This window comes from Altericroceibacterium xinjiangense (assembly GCF_003958635.1).
Lineage (GTDB): Bacteria > Pseudomonadota > Alphaproteobacteria > Sphingomonadales > Sphingomonadaceae > Altericroceibacterium_A > Altericroceibacterium_A xinjiangense.
The window spans coordinates 41,678-56,974 of the sequence record NZ_RSEK01000007.1 but is presented as its reverse complement, the minus strand read 5'-3'; the positions used below and the strand labels follow the sequence as shown (position 1 = coordinate 56,974).

14 protein-coding genes are annotated in these 15,297 nt (G+C 64.8%); 4 read left to right on the top strand and 10 right to left on the bottom strand.

All coding sequences use genetic code 11. The features are described from left to right. The first annotated feature begins 32 nt into the window (after positions 1–32). The 3 genes from ELY13_RS09575 (at position 33) to ELY13_RS09565 (ending at position 3,374) form a co-directional block, all read left to right on the top strand. On the top strand, positions 33–1,526 hold the full coding sequence (locus ELY13_RS09575; protein WP_126173696.1) for an aldehyde dehydrogenase family protein: 1,494 nt from the start codon (positions 33–35) through the stop codon (positions 1,524–1,526). Continuing rightward, positions 1,526–2,347, top strand: a complete 822-nt coding sequence (locus ELY13_RS09570; protein WP_126173695.1) for a nuclear transport factor 2 family protein — start codon at positions 1,526–1,528, stop codon at positions 2,345–2,347. The genes ELY13_RS09575 and ELY13_RS09570 overlap by 1 nt, the downstream gene beginning before the upstream one ends. 61 nt (positions 2,348–2,408) lie before the next feature. Then, a complete protein-coding gene (locus ELY13_RS09565) occupies positions 2,409–3,374 on the top strand; it encodes a cation diffusion facilitator family transporter (RefSeq protein ID WP_241233623.1) in 966 nt (321 codons plus the stop codon). A 9-nt stretch (positions 3,375–3,383) separates the two neighbouring features. On the opposite strand, the gene ELY13_RS09560 is transcribed toward ELY13_RS09565, so the two are convergent. From ELY13_RS09560 to ELY13_RS09545, 4 genes are all read right to left on the bottom strand, one after another. Continuing rightward, a complete protein-coding gene (locus tag ELY13_RS09560; RefSeq protein ID WP_126173693.1) occupies positions 3,384–5,183 on the bottom strand; it encodes a glycoside hydrolase family 15 protein in 1,800 nt (599 codons plus the stop codon). A gap of 63 nt (positions 5,184–5,246) precedes the next feature. Continuing rightward, positions 5,247–5,642: a cupin domain-containing protein gene (locus ELY13_RS09555; protein WP_126173692.1), complete on the bottom strand. Its 396-nt coding sequence runs from the start codon at positions 5,640–5,642 to the stop codon at positions 5,247–5,249. Positions 5,643–5,749: 107 nt separating this feature from the next. Beyond that, complete coding sequence (locus tag ELY13_RS09550) at positions 5,750–7,966, bottom strand: xanthine dehydrogenase family protein molybdopterin-binding subunit (RefSeq protein ID WP_126173691.1); 2,217 nt, start codon at positions 7,964–7,966, stop codon at positions 5,750–5,752. Further along, complete coding sequence (locus tag ELY13_RS09545) at positions 7,959–8,429, bottom strand: (2Fe-2S)-binding protein (protein WP_126173690.1); 471 nt, start codon at positions 8,427–8,429, stop codon at positions 7,959–7,961. Before ELY13_RS09545 ends, ELY13_RS09550 begins: the two co-directional genes overlap by 8 nt. Before the next feature lie 199 nt (positions 8,430–8,628). Between ELY13_RS09545 and ELY13_RS09540 the strand changes: the two genes are divergently transcribed. Then, the gene (locus ELY13_RS09540) at positions 8,629–9,603 is read left to right on the top strand and encodes a ribonuclease Z (protein WP_164549760.1); all 975 of its coding nucleotides are present in this window, start codon (positions 8,629–8,631) and stop codon (positions 9,601–9,603) included. Here the strand turns inward: ELY13_RS09540 and ELY13_RS09535 are convergent. Genes ELY13_RS09535 through ELY13_RS09510 form a run of 6 tightly spaced genes read right to left on the bottom strand, consistent with a single transcriptional unit; the run spans position 9,600 to position 15,039 of the window. Beyond that, positions 9,600–10,592, bottom strand: coding sequence for a Gfo/Idh/MocA family protein (locus tag ELY13_RS09535; RefSeq protein ID WP_126173688.1), 993 nt, complete (start codon positions 10,590–10,592; stop codon positions 9,600–9,602). The two genes, ELY13_RS09540 and ELY13_RS09535, sit on opposite strands and share 4 nt — an antisense overlap. Then, the gene (locus ELY13_RS09530) at positions 10,589–11,557 is read right to left on the bottom strand and encodes an MDR/zinc-dependent alcohol dehydrogenase-like family protein (protein WP_206436026.1); all 969 of its coding nucleotides are present in this window, start codon (positions 11,555–11,557) and stop codon (positions 10,589–10,591) included. The genes ELY13_RS09535 and ELY13_RS09530 overlap by 4 nt, the downstream gene beginning before the upstream one ends. 7 nt (positions 11,558–11,564) lie before the next feature. Further along, positions 11,565–12,671: an inositol-3-phosphate synthase gene (locus ELY13_RS09525; protein ID WP_126173687.1), complete on the bottom strand. Its 1,107-nt coding sequence runs from the start codon at positions 12,669–12,671 to the stop codon at positions 11,565–11,567. Positions 12,672–12,695: 24 nt separating this feature from the next. Then, the gene (locus tag ELY13_RS09520) at positions 12,696–13,631 is read right to left on the bottom strand and encodes a glycoside hydrolase 5 family protein (RefSeq protein ID WP_126173686.1); all 936 of its coding nucleotides are present in this window, start codon (positions 13,629–13,631) and stop codon (positions 12,696–12,698) included. Next, positions 13,628–14,464 (bottom strand): TIGR04290 family methyltransferase, encoded by an 837-nt coding sequence (locus ELY13_RS09515; RefSeq protein WP_241233622.1) that lies wholly within the window; start codon positions 14,462–14,464, stop codon positions 13,628–13,630. The genes ELY13_RS09520 and ELY13_RS09515 overlap by 4 nt, the downstream gene beginning before the upstream one ends. Then, positions 14,461–15,039: a histidine phosphatase family protein gene (locus ELY13_RS09510; RefSeq protein WP_164549759.1), complete on the bottom strand. Its 579-nt coding sequence runs from the start codon at positions 15,037–15,039 to the stop codon at positions 14,461–14,463. Before ELY13_RS09510 ends, ELY13_RS09515 begins: the two co-directional genes overlap by 4 nt. Between the last annotated feature and the right edge of the window lie 258 nt (positions 15,040–15,297).

Genomic DNA, 15,297 nt, shown 5'->3' with positions numbered 1-15,297 from the left:
CAGAACGCCATCGCCAACCGAAAGGCCACGACATGACCGCACCGTTTTCCCCCGATACGCTGAACTCCCTGCGCAGCGAGCTTGAATCCAAGGCGCGCAAGCTGTTCATCGATGGCGAATTCGTAGCCGCCGCCAGCGGCGAGACCTTCGACGTGACCGATCCGGCGACCGGCGAAACGTTCGCCAGCGCTGCTTCCGGCGCGGCGGAGGATATCGACCGGGCGGTAAAGGCCGCCCGCGCCGCTTTCCCGAAATGGGCCGCAACCCCGCCCGCCACCCGGGCGGACATGCTGCTGAAGCTGGCCAGCCTGATCGAGCGGGAAGGGGAGCGGATCGCCCTCACGGAAACGCTCGACAACGGAATGCCCTTCATGATGGCGAAGTTCGCCGGGGTGATGGGGGCGGCCGGACAGCTGCGCTACAACGCAGGATGGGCGACGAAACTCGCAGGCGAGACGCTGACCCCCTCCGCTCCCGGTGAATGGCACGCCTTCACTTTGCGTGAACCGGTCGGCGTCGTCGGCTCGATTGTGCCGTGGAACTTCCCCTTCGTTATGGCCGTGTCGAAGATCGCCCCGGCGCTGTCTGCCGGCTGCACCGTGGTGCTCAAGCCAGCTGAACAGACGCCGCTGACCGCGGTGATCCTGGCGGAACTGGTGCAGGAAGCGGGCTTTCCGGCGGGCGTGGTCAACATCGTCACCGGCTTCGGCGCAACGGCCGGAGCGGCGCTGGCCGAACACAAGGACGTGGACAAGATCTCGTTCACCGGCTCCACGTCGGTCGGCAAGTCGATCGTCCATGCGTCGACCGGCAACCTCAAGCGCGTGTCGCTGGAACTGGGCGGCAAGTCGCCGGTGGTGATCTTCGCCGACGCCGATCTCGACAAGGCAATCCCAGCCGCGGCGATGGGGATTTTCGGGAATTCGGGGCAAGTCTGCGCCGCCGGATCGCGCCTGTTCGTGCATGAGGCAATCGCCGACCGCGTGATCGAAGGCATTGCCGAACGCGCCCGGTCGCTGAAGGTCGGCGCCGGGCTCGCCCCCGGAACCGAGATGGGGCCGCTCGTCAGCGAGAAGCAGCTGGAGCGCGTGCTCGGCTACATTGAAAGCGGCGCCGGCGAAGGCGCCACCGTGGCGGCAGGCGGGCAGCGGATCGACGGCGAGGGCTACTTCGTCCAGCCGACGGTCCTCACCGGCACGGCTTCAGGCATGAAGGTTGTGGAGGAAGAAATCTTCGGTCCCGTGCTGTGTGCGATGCGCTTCGGCGATGGCGAGATCGACGCGATTGCGGAACAAGCCAATGCCAGCGAATACGGCTTGTCCTCCGCCATCTGGACGCGGGACATCTCCAACGCGCTCAAGCTGACGAAGCGGCTGCAGGCCGGCACCGTGCGGATCAATGGCGGCGCGGGCGTCGATCCATCGCTGCCGCTGGGCGGGTACAAGGCATCAGGCTGGGGCCGCGAGAACGGCCGGGCAGGCGTTGAAGCCTATACCGAGCTGAAAGCGGTGACGGTGGCGCTCTGATGACGAAACCGTTCGACTATGCCGATTACATTGCGGTCTTCAACTCCGGCGACGACGAGACGCTGGTCGAACGGTTCTATCACGAGGACCTGACCTTTACCGGCGGCACCCGGCGTCATCACGGCAAGCAGGGACTGAAGGACTTCCTGGCCTGGGCGCACGACGGGGTGCGCGAGGTCATGCGGCTGCAGCACTTCGCCCGGAATGGCGACGTGCTGTTCGCCGACGTGGACATGGATTTCCATGCGGTGAAGGAGCGGCCGGATTTCCCGTTCGGACATCTTTACCCCGGCGATACGGTGACGGTGAAGTTCCACGTCACCTACACTCTCAAGGACGAAAAGGTCGCCGCGCTCAACTCCATGACATGGCCGCCGGAATACGGCGTGACCAAGGCGCCCCGGCTCGGCGGCCATGCCAGCCAGAAGGCAGCCTATCTCGCTTACGCCGCCGCGTTCAGCAACGCGGATGCGGAACGATTTTCCGCGTTCTACACCGACGACGTTATCCTGAAGCTTCCCAACCTGCCGCTGATCGAAGGCAAGCAGGGAATCGTCGGTTTCTACCGCCCGATGTTTGAGCAAGTGCGGGAGCACCTGACGATTCACACGCTGCTGGCGGATGACGATGCGATCTTCGTCGACACCACCAGCCGCTTCACGGCCGTGGCGGACGCCCCCGATTTCGTGGTCGCGCCGCTGGCGGCTGGGGAATCGGTCGAAGTGCGGGTGTTCGTGTTCTACACCCTCCGCGATGGGCTGATCTCCGAAATCCGGGTGGCTCGTGCCGGGGAGCCGCAAACGACACGCAGCCCCGAATAGCCTGCGCGATTTCTCTGAAGGCTTGAGCCGAAGCTGCGCGCTGGCGCAGGAGAGGCCGATTGTGCAACATGGCCCTGAAGGGGGATTCGTGGGTCACGGTCATCATCACGCGCACCATGGGCATGGCCACGGTCATGCGCATTCCCATGCGCCGGATTCGTACGGCAGGGCGTTTGCCGTCGGCATCGGGCTCAACGTCGCGTTCGTCGCGATCGAGGCGAGCTATGGTTTCCTCGCCAACTCGCTCGCCCTGCTGGCCGATGCCGGACACAACCTGAGCGACGTCATCGGGCTGGTGGTCGCCTGGGCGGCGGTCCTGCTGGGCAAGAAGGCCCCGAACTCCCGCTACACCTACGGACTGCTCGGCAGCTCGATTCTGGCGGCGCTGTTCAACGGCTTGTTCCTGATGCTGGCAGCCGCGGGAATCGCCTGGCAGGCGTTCGTGCGCTTCAGCGACCCCCAGCCAATCGCCAGCGGCACGGTGATGGTCGTTGCCGCCATCGGCATTGCCATCAACACCGGAACGGCGCTGCTGTTCGCGCGCGGACGCAAGGGCGATATCAACATTCGCGGCGCCTTCCTGCACATGGCCGCCGACGCGGCGGTTTCGGCCGGAGTCGTCATTGCCGCGCTGGTGATCGGCTATACCGGCTGGCAGTGGATCGATCCCGCCGTCAGCCTGCTGATCGTGGCGGTGATCGTGTGGAGCACCTGGGGCCTGCTCAGCGAAGCGGTGGCCATGTCGCTCAACGCCGCGCCGTCGAACGTCGACACGCGCGAAGTGGAACGCCGCTTGTCCGAAATGCCGGGAGTGGCGGCCGTGCACGACCTGCACGTGTGGGCGATGAGCACGACCGAATCCGCAATGACCGCCCATCTCGTGATGCCCGGCGGCAATCCCGGGGACGGTTTCCTGCACGACGCCGCCGAAATGATCCGCGACCGGTTCGGCATCGGGCACACGACCCTGCAGATCGAGCAGGACAGCGCGATCTGCGCGCTGGAGTCCCACACTCGCTGCCCGTGATGCGGCCGCTCAGCGCGGTTTGGCACCCCCGCGCTGTTCCACCGGCTTGTGCCGCGATCCCATGTTCATCGCAGTCTCGGCAAGGGCGAGGTGGGAAAACGCCTGCGGGAAGTTGCCCAGCTGCCGTTTCGCGGCCGGGTCGTATTCCTCAGCCAGCAGGCCGACATCGTTGCGGATGGCCAGCAGCCGTTCGAACAGCTCTTCCGCTTCGGCGTACCGCTTTTGCAGGAACAGGTTGTCGGCCAGCCAGAAACTGCAGGCCAGGAACGCTCCCTCACCCTCGGGCAGGCCGTCATCGGTCTTGCCGCTGTCGTAGCGCAGCACGAACCCGTCCCTCATCAACCGCTGCTCGATTGCGCTGACGGTGGCCCGCATCCGGGGATCGTCGGGCGAAATGAACCCGACCAGCGGCATTACCAGCACGCTCGCGTCCAGCGTGTCCGATCCATAGGACTGGGTGAACGCGCCAACCTGCTCGTTCCAGGCCTTCTCGCATACGTCCTGGTGGATTCTTTCCCGCAGCATGCGCCAGCGGCCGACGGGCCCTTCGAACCCGAACTCCTCGGCTGAACGGATCATCCGGTCGAACGCGACCCAGGCCATGACCTTGGAATGGGTGAAGTGGCGCTGTTCACCTCGCACTTCCCAAATGCCTTCGTCAGGCAGGGACCAGATCTCTTCGAGCCGGTCGATCAGCGACCGCTCCAGCGCCCAACTCTCCGTGCTGCCTTCCAGGTCCGCCTGTCGGGCCTGGTGGAGCGCATCCATTACTTCCCCGAAGACATCGAGCTGGAGCTGCCCGGCAGCGGCGTTCCCGATCCGAACGGGGCGGGAGTTCTCATATCCCGGCAGCCAGTCCAGCGTCATTTCCGGCAAGCGCCGTTCCCCGGCGATCCCGTACATGATCTGCGCGTCGGCCGGATTGCCAGCCAGCGCGCGCATCAGCCACTTGCGCCAGTGCTGCGCCTCTTCGAAATAGCCCGCATTCATCAGTGACAGCAGCGTCAGCGTCGCGTCCCGAAGCCAGCAATAGCGGTAATCCCAGTTCCGCGGGCCGCCAATCCATTCGGGAAGCGAAGTCGTGGGCGCGGCGACAATCCCGCCGGTGGGGGCGTAGGTCAGCGCCTTCAGCACGATGTGGGACCGCAGCACCGCGTCGGCCCACTTGCCCTCGTAGGTGCAGCGGCTGGACCAGTCGCGCCAGAAGTAATCCGTCTGGGACAAGGCGCGGGCCGGGTCCACCCGGTCGGGAACCGGCAGGTGGGAAGGGGAATGCGCGAGCACGAAGGAGACGGTCTGGCCCGCTTCGATTGTGAATTCGCCCACCGTCCTCATGTCTTCGCCATGCAGCGGGACATCGCTGTCCAGCGTCACCGAATCCGGCCCGGCAGTCGCCTGGATCCGGTTGGGGCCCAGCCGGGTAACCCACGGGACCACGGATCCGTAGTCGAAGCGGAGGATCAGCTCGGTTCGCAGGTCCACTCGGCCTTCTTCTCCCACGATGATGCGGACAAGGTCGGAAGCTGAATGGCGCGGCGGCATGAAGTCGATCAGGGTGACGCGCCCGGTGGCAGTAGTGAATTCCGTCTCAAGGATCAGCGTTCCTTCGCGGTACCGGCGTGTCACGCGCGGGCTCGCATCCGTAGGCGCGATCAGCCACCGCCCGTTGGCGGGAGAGCCGAGCAAGGCGGCAAAGCACGCGCCGGAGTCGAACCGGGGCCAGCACAGCCAATCGATCGAGCCGTCGCGCCCGACCAGCGCGGCGGTCTCGCAATCGCCGATCAGGGCGTAATCCTCTATCAGGGTCAATGGCCTGCTCCCGCGGCGGGGGAGCGCCCGCCGTGCCTGTTTGTCCGCATTCTTGCGGGTCGGTTATTCTGTGGTTTGCCCGTCGAAATGCTCGTGATCGGCGGAGGCGTCATTGGCGGTCGCGTGCACGGTTCCTTCGAGGTGTTCCGGCGGGCCGTAGATGGTATAGAGCCGCAGCGGCTCCGATCCGGTGCAGACCACGTTGTGCTTTGCCCCCTGCGGCACGATGATGCCGTCATCCGCGCTCACTTCGTGACAGACATCGTCGATCCAGACCTGACCCTTGCCGCCTTCGATGCGGAAGAACTGGTCACGGTCGTCGTGCACTTCCTCGCCGATTTCCTGACCCGGATCGATCGCCATCAGAACCAGCTGAAGATTGTGGCCGGTGTAGAGCACGCGGCGGAAGTCGCCGTTCTCCTCTGTCAGCCGCTCGATATTATCGACAAATCCGCGCATTGTTCGCTGTCTCCCGGGTATGGAGATGCGCCCGGACGGGCATTCGGGCGCATCTGTGTATTACCTCAATCTACTAGCGAACGACGCGGCGAGTTCCGCAGGCGCTTCTAGCCGAGCAAGCTCCGGTCGATTGGCAAGCTGCGGACCCGCTTGCCGGTTGCCGCGAAAATCGCGTTGGTCAGCGCCGGGATCACCGGGGGCAGGGCAGGTTCGCCCAGCCCGGTCGGCGGATTGTCGGACTTCACGAACTCCACCTCGATCCGGGGCACCATCGTGATCCGGGGCAGCTGGTAATCGTGGAAGTTCGACTGGGAAACCGCGCCGCCTTCGATGTTCACCGCCAGCGCCATGGCTTGGCCCAGCCCGTCGATAATCGCGCCCTGCGCCTGGTTCATCGCCCCGTGGGGATTGATGATGTGGCTGCCGACGTCGCCCGCCGCCCACACATGGTGCGGCTGGACTTGTCCCTTAGCGGACACGCTCGCTTCCACCACTTCGGCAAAATAGCCAAGATGGCTGAAGTAGAAGCCGAAGCCTTTGCCGCGGCCCGACGGCGCACCGGCTTTCCAGTCGGACATTGCCAAAGCCTTGTTGATCACCGCAGTGGCCCGGGCCGGATCGAAGCCGGGCTGGACGCCGAACGGGGTTTTCGCGTCGGGCAGCTTTTCGCGGCCTGCAAGCAGTTCCAGCATCAGGGCGGGCAAGTCGCGGCCCTGTTCATGCGCGATTTCGTCAAGGAAGGACTGCAGCACAAAGGCGATCGCGTTGGAACGCGGTGCGCGCAGCGATCCCATCGGCACCCGCGTGTCGATGCTGGACTGGCCGTACCGCATGTTCGGCACGAACTTCGCCGGAAACTCGCTGCCGTCCATCGATGCCGGCATCGGCACCTCGCCGCCGGTTTCGAACGTGACGAAGTGGCCGTCGATCCCGGCGAGCTTTCCGGAATCGTCCAGCGCGGCGCGCAGGCGATGCCATCCGGCAGGGCGGTAGAAATCGCTCCGCACGTCGTCCTCGCGGCTCCAGATAAGCTGGATCGGAGTACCCGGCTTCTTCGCCGCGATCGCGGCTGCCTGGTGCATGAAGTCGTTGCTCAGCCGCCGGCCGAAACCGCCGCCCATGCGGGTGAGGTGGACGATGACCTTTTCCGGCGGCAGGTTCAGCATCTTGGCAACGCCGCCGTGCCCGCTCTGAGGGATCTGAGTCGGCGCCCACAATTCCATTTTGCCGTCATCGTGGCACAGCGCGGTGCAGTTCATCGGCTCCATCGCCACGTGGGCGAGGAAGGGATAAGCATACTCCGCTTCCAGCACCTTGGCCGCACCCGAGAACGCAGCATCGACGTCGCCGTCGCTGGCGAGCGTCTTGGCGGGGGAGCCCTGCATCAGTTCACGCGCTTTCGCGTCGTACTTCTCGCTGGAATGGGATGCCCATTGGCCGTTGTCCCACTCGATCTTCAGCTGCTCACGCGCCTTGTTGGCGGTCCACCAGCTGTTCGCGACGATCGCGACCCCGTCGATCAGGCCTTCGGGATTGTCCTCCCCTTTCAGGACGAACACGTCCTCCACCCCCGGCACGGCCTGGGCGGCAGCAAGATCGGCCGAAACGAGCCGGGCACCGAACACCGGCGCGCGTTCGAAGGCGGCGTACTTCATCCCCGGCAGCTGGGTGTCGACGCCGAAGATCGGCTCTCCCTTGACGATGCGAGGGGAATCGATCCCGCCGATCGCACGCCCGATGATGGTGAAGTCCTTCGGGTCCTTCAGCCTGACCTTTTCCGGGTCCGGCACGGACGATTTCGCGGCCTGAGCCGCGAGTTCACCGTAGGTGATGCTTCGGCCGGTTTCCGGCTCGATCACCCGGCTCTTTTCGGTCCGCAGGCTGGACGGCGCGGTGCCCCAGTGATGGGCGGCGGCTTCCAGCAGCATCTGGCGCGCCGAAGCGCCGACCTGCCGCATCGGGATCCAGTTCATCGGGGTGGCAAAGCTGCCACCGGCGAACTGGAATCCGTACTTCTCGGGATTGAAATCGGCTTGCTCGATCCGGACGAGGTCCCAATCGGCGTCGAGTTCATCCGCGATCAGCATCGGCAGCATCGTCTTGATGCCCTGGCCAATTTCGGGGTTCTTACCGACGATGGTGATCGTGTTGTCCGGCGCGATCGTGACAAAGGCGCTGAGCGTTCCGGCCTCGGGAGCGGCACCGGCCGCCGCGCGCGCGGCGAACGGCATCGTCGCGCTGAGGAACAACCCGCCTCCGGCGACGGCTCCCGCCTTCAGCAGGGTGCGACGGTTCAGCTTCACGGATGTGGCTGTCTCAGACATTGGCCGTCCCCTTTTCCGCGACTTGCGCGATGGCTTCGCGGATGCGCCCGTAGCAGGCGCAGCGGCAGATATTGCCGCTCATCGCGGCATCGATCTGGCGGGTATCGGGCTTGGGATTGCGGTTCAGGAGAGCGGTCGCGTTCATCAGCTGCCCGGCCTGGCAATATCCGCACTGCATCACGTCTTCGTCCAGCCACGCCTGCTGCAGCGCGCGCCCAACCGGAGTTTCCGCCAGCGCTTCGATGGTGGTCACTTCCTTGTCGCCGACCGAGCCGACCGGGAGAGAGCAGGACCGGGTCGCCACGCCATCGACGTGCACGGTGCAGGCGCCGCACAGGCCCTTGCCGCAGCCGAACTTGGTGCCGACCATGCCCAGTTCGCCCCGCAGGGCCCAAAGCAGCGGCATGTCCTCGGGCACGTCAAGCTCACGCGTTTCGCCGTTGATTTTGACCTTGTGGGCCATCACGATCCTCCAAAAAGAGCCGGCAGGTGTCACGAAGTCCGGCAGACTACGGCTTTTCCGGACCCCGGCCGGAATGGCGCCGCAACGATGACAAAGTCCGTCCTTACCCTGCTGCCGCCAATCGGGGAAGAATATTCGCTTAGGGTCCTTTCGGAACAGGGCGTTGCGCGGGTTCGTTCTTTGGCCGATGCGCCCGACGTTGCACGCAAATCTCGTTAACGGCCGGTTCGGCGATGCGGCGATTCTGGTCGAACGGCTGCATGCCCGGGCCGCGTTCCTGTTCGACTTGGGCGACCTTTCGCGTCTCAGCGCGCGGCACCTGCTGCGGGTGGAGCACGTGTTCGTCTCTCACATGCATATGGATCACTTTATCGGCTTCGATGCCTTGCTGCGGGTCAATGTCGGGCGAGACAAGCGGATCGTGGTCACAGGCCCGCCTGGCGTGATCGCCTGCGTAGGGCACAAGCTGGCAGGCTACACCTGGGATCTTGTGGATCGGTACGAGACGGACCTCGTGTTCCATGTGATCGAATTTGACGGAGAACGCCTGCGCGAGGCTGAGTTCGCGCTGAAACAGGCCTTCGTCTGCCGTGAGCTGGATGAACGGAGCGCCAGGGAGGGGACGATCCTGGAGACGCCCTCCTTCACCGTGCGCGCTGCCTTGCTGGAACATCACGGTCCGAGCCTTGCCTACGCCGTGGCCGAGCCAATCCACGTCAACGTCTGGCGCAACCGGGTGGAGGAGCAGGGACTCCCGCTAGGTCAGTGGCTGCAGGGGCTGAAACAAGCGGTAAGGGAGGGAAGGGAGGATGACTTCACCGTGCCGCTGCCCGGCGGCACGTCTGCCCCCTTGGGCGACCTGCGCGGGCTGGTCAGCGTCGAACGCGGGCAGATGCTCGGCTACGTCACCGACGTGCGCGACACGCCGGACAACCGGCGCAGGATCGCAACGCTTTGCGCCGCGGCGGACACCCTGTTCATCGAGGCGTCCTTCGCCGCGGCTGACCGCGACAAGGCAGACTACCGCGCGCACCTGACCACGCGGGCAGCGGGCGAGATCGCGCGGATGGTGGGCGTCCGCCGAGTGGAGCCGTTCCATTTCTCCCCGCGCTATGAAGGCGAGGAACAGCGCATGATCGATGAAGTCGAAACGGCGTTCCGGGGGGAGGGCTAGCCCGCCGGCTGGTAGATCCGGTCTAGCACGTCGGCGACATCGCCCAGCCGCTCGGCCGCAGGATCGAAACAAGGATTATCGGCCAGTCTCCCAGCCCAGGCGGCTGCCGCGCGTCCGCCCCATTCATCGGGCGGTTGGACCAGCCGGTCGGTCGACGTACCGGAAAAGCGCAGGGCCTCGAAATCGTAGAAGCTGCCGCCAATGTTCTTCAGCGCGGCGCCGCCGTTCGTGCCGTAGAAGCTCGCTTCGATCACCGCTTCCTGCCCGGCCTGCAACCGCCAGGAGCACGCGAGCCGCACGGAAACGCCGTTGGTAAGGTCCAGCCGGGCGACGGCATAATCCTCGACTTCGTCGGAGGAGGGGGAAAGCGGCTGCCCGCCGGCGAACAACCGGGAACTCACGTGCTCCACTTGCGGAAAGTCCTGCAGCCACAGCGCAAGGTCCACCAAGTGGACGCCAAGATCCATGACGCAGCCGCCGCCCGACTGCGCGCGGTCGTAGAACCACGGCTTGTCCGGTCCGTAGGCGTTGTGAAACGTGAGATCGATCGCGAACAGGTCCCCGAGTTCGCCATTGCGGATCAGCGGCTCGATCGCCTGGATCGCGGACGTCAGGCGGTAGGAGAAATCGACCGACAGCAGCCGGTCCGCGTTCTTTGCCGCATCGACCACCGCCTGCGCTTCGGCTGCGTTGCGGCCCAATGGTTTCTGGCAGAACACGGCGATGCCGCGGTTCAGCGCCGCGATCGATTGTTCGGCGTGGAGCGCGCTGGGCGTGGCGATCACCAGCCCGTCCAGCCTTGCGTCCAGCATCGCATCGAGCGAAGGCAGGACCGCGGCGTCAGGCGCAAGCCTGGCCGCTTCCTGCACGCATTCTTCGGAAAGGTCGGAGACGGCGACGGGCAGAATTGCGCCGCTCTCGATCATCGCCTGCATCCGGTGGCGGCCGATCCAGCCGGTGCCGAGAAATCCGACGCGCGGTTTCGTCATGCCAGTTCTACCAGCGCTTTCACGAAAGCGCCCGGCTTGTCGCGCGTGTCGTCGAGCGCCTTGCCGAGATCGTCCAGCCGATACCCGCGGGTATAGAGCGGTTCGGGGTCAAGCCGGCCGCTGGCAACGGCCTCCACCGCTTCGCGCACGCCCTGAAGCTGCACTTCGGGGTCGCGTTCGTGTGCGTTGATCACGTCGATCCCCTTCCAGTTCCACGTCTGCATGTTGACCTGACGCGGGCCGTCCTGGTGGTACCCGGCAACGATCAGCTTGCCGCCGAAGCCGACAAGTTCCGTAGATAGGTCGAGCGGCCACTGCTTGCCGACGCACTCGATCACCCGCTCGCACAAACCCTCGCCGGCGATCTCCTTCACGCGTTCGATGATCTTCCAGTGATCGTCCATCGGCACGGTTTCGGCCGCGCCGAACCGGCGAGCGAGGTCGAGCGATTCCGGGCGGCGGGAGATCGCAATCACCTTCGCACCCGCATCGCTGGCCAGCTGGCACAGCACCGCGCCAAGAAAGCCGATCCCCACGATTGCGACCGTCTGGCCGGGTTTGATGTCGCTGCGGCGGAAGATGTTGAACGCGCAGCCCAGCGGTTCTCCGGGGAAAGGCTTGCCATCGAGTTCGGGCGGCAGCTTCACCACCATGTCGGCCTTGGCGACATCCGCTTCGGCATAGGACTTGTAGCTGAGGGCCGCGACCCGGTCCCCGACTGCAAGCCCGTCCACGTCCGGACCGACGGCTTCGATCCTGCCCCAGCCTTCATGGCCCAGATCGCCCGGCGGCGTGGGAAACTGCATCCACTCGGGTCCTTCCCACGGGGTCAGGTTCGATGCGCAGACGCCGCAGCCTTCCAGCCGCACGCGCACTTCGCCTGTTCCTGGCTCGGGACGCTCAACCTCTTGCACGGCAAAGGCGCGCGGGCCGGTGAGCACGGCCGCTTTCATCGTTGGTGTCATGAAAAACTCAGTCCGCTGCGATGAACTTTTCAAGCATGGCCCAGGCATGGTCGTCGGGCACTTGCTCAGGGGGATGCTTGCAGAAGAAGGACGACGCGGGATCGATCGGGCCGGCAATGCCCCGGTCCCGCGCCAGCTTCGCGCAGCGGATCATGTCGATCGCCACGCCAGCCGAATTGGGGCTGTCCTCCACCGAAAGACGCAGTTCCAGGTTCATCGGCACGCCGCCGAACATCTGGCCTTCCATGCGCAGGAAACAGACCTTGTTGTCGTTCTGCCACGCGACATAGTCAGACGGGCCGATGTGGATGTTTTCATCACCCAGTCGCGACGCCGCAACCGACTGGACGGCCTCGGTCTTGGATTCCTTCTTGGACGCAAGGCGCTTGCGTTCCAGCATGTTGAGGAAGTCGGTGTTGCCGCCGGTGTTGAGCTGATACGTCCGCTCCAGCTTCACACCGCGCTTCTTGAACAAGTCGGTCAGTACGCGGTGGACGATCGTCGCGCCAAGCTGGGCCTTGATGTCGTCCCCGATGATCGGCACCCCGGCTGCGCGGAACCGCTCGGCCCAGTCAGGATCGCTGGCAATGAACACGGGGATGTTGTTGACGAAGGAAACCCCGGCTTCCAGCGCGCATTCCGCGTAGAATTCGGTCGCCTTCTGCGATCCGACAGGGAGGTAGTTCATCAGCACGTCGGTTTCGGTTTCGCGCAGGATCGCGACGACTTCATCCTTGTTCGGCTCAGGCGCGTCGGCAACGCAAAACGTCCGATCGTCCGGAAACTCCGCCATGTGATCGGCCACGCCGTCAAGGATGCGGCCCATCCGCACTTCGGCGCCGCTTGGCTCGATCGTATCGCAGAACACGGTCGTGCAATTGGGCTTGGCGAAGATCGCCTCGGCAACGTCGCGGCCGACCTTGCGCCGGTCCACGTCCCAGGCGGCGACGAACCGGATGTCCCCCGGCTCGTACCCGCCGAGCTCGTAATGCATCAGGCCGGTCGTGTCGTTCGCGCCGCTGCGGTAGTGCGCCACGCCTTGGACAAGGGAACTGGAGCAGTTGCCGACCCCGACCAGGGCTACGTTGATCCCGCGTGTCTTTGGAGACAGCATGTCAGGCTCCTTCCTCGGGAAAGCTCACGCGCGGACCTCGATCTTGTTGGCATCGGTCCGGCTGGTTTGCGCCGGTGCGTAGCGATCGATCATCCAGGCGCAGAAATCCGCGAATTGCTGCGGGTCTTTGGCGCAGCTGGTATGATGCGCCTCGACCCCAAGATGTTCGGGCGTGAAGCAGAACGTGATCGTGGTGTCAAAATCGGCCACCGCCTCCATCATCCGGTCGAACCAGTCGACGGCGTTGGGACGGAAGCTGTCCGCCCAGCTGAGGCCGGTGCGCAGCTTCTTGGTGCCCAGCCGCTTCATCCAGGCGACCGCATCGTCCAGCCGCGGGTCCTCGAAGTGGAACCACTGCATCAGGCCCATCCGGTCCGCCACCTTGGCGTATTCGTCAAGCGCGGGCTTCGGGGTGCCATCGGCCCGGATCAACCCCATGTAGAAATGGCGGTAGTAGCTCGATCCTTCCGCCTCGCGGTGGCGTGTGGTCGCGCCCCATTCCTGCGGCAAGTCGAACAGGGAATACCAGAAGACCTGCGGAACGCGACCGATCAGCAGTTCGGCCGTCTTGTTGACGCCGAAGACCTGCACTTCTTCCGCGCCGAAAGACCCGACGCCGACTTCGGTCACCCACACCGGCTTGTCGGGCACGACCGCCTCGATCTCCGCGATCTTGTCCGGCCAGGCATGGATCGGCCAAAGATTCCAGTCCAGCGGGAAGCCGTGGACCGCGACGACATCGACTGCATCCAGCGCCCCGTGCCCGCGAACACGTTCAACCCAGTGCGGGTCGATCGGGCTCATGCCGCCCAGAACGCGGGTAACGGCGGGATTGATGGCCGCAATCGCGTTGCCCGTGCGGATCACCATATCGGAATAGCGCGACCAGTCGGGATCGAGCTCGGGGTTCCAGTGCGACTTGTTGTTCGGTTCGTTCCAGATCATCGCGGCTTCGATCACGCGCTTTCCCCCCCTTCGTTGCCTTTGGCCGGATAGACCGCCGCCGGACCGAATTCTTCGTAAGGGACAGGGGTCACGCGGCAAACGTAGACCTCCGGTTCCGGATTAGCCTCGATCGCAAAGCCCGCTGCCCGCAGCATTGCCTGGCTGCAGGCGGCGTTCGGCGCCCACCAGTTGGTCCAGTCGTCGGCAAAGGACCGCTCAATGAAATGCATCTTGGGGTAGGCCGGATTGTCGAAGTAATCGGGCGGCCGGTGCGTTCCCGGGACGTGGAAGGGATGATCGCTCGGCACTTGCAGCACGGCGTCCGTGCCTTGCTGCATCGTCTGGAACAGCATCATCTCACCCGCCACGTGTTCCCGGATCAGGTCGAGCGCGAGCAGCGGGTGGCGCAGATGGTACAGCACCCCCATGAAGATCACCCAGTCGAACTTCTCCCCCAGAGATCCGATGTCGTAGACCGAGAGGTTGCGGTACTCGATATCCGGAAAGCCGAAGGCCTCGGACGCAAGCCGCGCCTGATCGAGGTAGCGATCGTCGCTGTCGATCCCGAGCACACGGCCTGCGCCGCGCCGCTTCATCTCGATCGAGTAGAACCCGGCATTGCACCCGATGTCGAGCACCGACTTGCCCGTGAGATCATCCGGCAGTGCATCGGCGAAGCCGCGGAACTTGAAGGCCGGATAATCGCCGAGGAAATGATCCGGCGCGGTCTGGATGCCGTGTCCGAGATGGAAGTTCTGGAACCACGGGGCCAGCGCTTCAACTCGCGCGCGCAGGTCTTCTGCCTCGATACCCCGATGGTCGCGCGCCGTCGCGCTTGTCATTGTCATGCAACCCCCTCATTCAAACTCAATACCCGGGCGCCCCAGTCGCCCGCCGCGATGCGGCTTATCCTTGCCGGATCTATGTCGAAATTCAAAATCTGGTCGAGCGACAGGCCGAGCACGGCCGCGGCGATGGCGCGGATTATGTCGCAATGCGTTACCATCGCCACGGTTCCGCCGGGGAAACGGGCGGCGGTTTCGTAAAGATGCGCAACCGCGCGTTCTTGCGCTGCAACCATCGTTTCTCCGCCCGGCGGCGAAGCTTCGGACCGGCGAGTGTTCCACCGGCCCCACGCCGCATCACCTTCCAGGGAGGCAAAGCTGCGGCCGGTCCATGCGCCGAAGTCGACCTCATTGAGGGCATCCGTCACTTCGGTCCGCAGACCGCACGCGCCGGCGATCGCATCAGCTGTCTCACGGGCGCGCTGGACGGGGCTGGATTGGAGGGCATCGGGTGGGTTTTCCGCCAATCTTTCGGCAAGCGAGCGAGCCTGCCCGGCTCCTTCCGCGCTGAGGGCGATGCCTTCGGTGCGCCCTGAAAGCGTATTCCCGAGATGGCCGTGAGCGGCGTGACGGATCAACAGAATCGTGGCCGTCGCGATGATCGCTTCCCCTTTGTCGTTCTACCGTAACGTCCGTATGGTTGCGGCCTGCAGCCGATCCGCCGGCACGCCATCCGGCAGCTTCTACAAACCTCGGGAACGGTGTTGGTTCCCGGCCATTGATCTGGCCCGGGCGGCTCCGGGAACTTAGATCAAGAAGAAGCATTCCCTCTCCCAAAGGAGAGCATGGCTGCCTGCAAGATAGCCATAACAGAAGTTGTGCAAAGAGCAGTGGCG